The following is a 1,037-nucleotide window of genomic DNA, read 5'->3' on the forward strand; positions in this document are numbered from 1 at the left end:
TGTGGAGCTTCAACAGGTTGTCCTCGATCAGGGCGAGGCGACTGATAGGCGTTTTTGACTTTAGGCTGCCATGTGGACGATGCCAATTGTATCTGTGCAGCCAGACAGGCAGTTCGGCGGCACGATGATCGGATGTCGGATAGGCAATGGCGTAGGCCCATTCGCGCAGTGCTGTCTGGATGAAGCGCTCGGCCTTGCCATTGGTCTTGGGCGTATAGGGTCTTGTCGTGACGTGCTTGAGGCCGAGATCGCGGCAGGCCTTGGCGAAGGCCTTTGATCTGTAGCAGGAGCCGTTGTCGGTCATGACGCGGGCTATCGTGACGCCGAGGCTGGCGTAATAGGCGACCGCGGCCTTGAGGAAGGCGATGGCGCACTCCTTTTTCTCGTCGGGCAGGATTTGCGAGAAGGCGATGCGGGACGCGTCGTCGATGCAGACATGGACGAACTCCCAGCCGGCGCCGCGCGACTTGCCCTTTTGCGGATCGCCGGTGATACGATGGCCGACTTGGCTGAAGCGGCCGAGCTTCTTGATGTCGATATGGATCATCTCGCCGGGATGCTCCCGCTCGTAGCGCCGGACCGGTTCGGCCGGCTCGATATCCCTGAGCCGCGACAGCCCGGCACGCTTGAGAACCCGGCTGACGGTGGCGGGCGAGACGCCGACCTCATGGGCGATGTGCTTGCCGGTCAGCCGCTGGCGACGCAAGGCTGCGATGCGCTCGGCCACGGACTGTTCGGTCAGGCTCGGCATGACGGTGGGCCGCGACGAGCGGTCGACCATGCCGGCCCGCCCTTTGGTCTTATAGCGCTCGACCCAGCGCGCCACGATCTTGGCCGACACGCCATAGACGCGCGCCGCATGGGCTTTGGAAAAAGCGCCTTCTATCACCGATAACGCCATCTCCTCTCGACGCAGCGGTGTGAGACGGGCATTCTTGTGGATGTTCATTCGGACCCTCCGATGGATGCTGAAGCGTGGTAACTCCAGTCTCCTCGGTCCGGTCCGAATGGACAACCTCTCGAAAGCTCACACCTAG

Annotated in this window: 1 protein-coding gene; it reads right to left on the bottom strand. The window is 62.4% G+C overall.

Translation table 11 applies throughout. The features are described 5' to 3' along the window. Positions 1-949, bottom strand: a 949-nt coding sequence (locus EN884_RS36875; RefSeq protein ID WP_095770220.1) for an IS481 family transposase, incomplete at its 3' end; no start/stop codon positions are given. Positions 950-1,037 lie beyond the last annotated feature (88 nt).

It is taken from the genome of Mesorhizobium sp. M7A.F.Ca.AU.001.01.1.1 (genome assembly GCF_004022735.1).
Classification (GTDB): Bacteria; Pseudomonadota; Alphaproteobacteria; order Rhizobiales; family Rhizobiaceae; genus Mesorhizobium; species Mesorhizobium ciceri.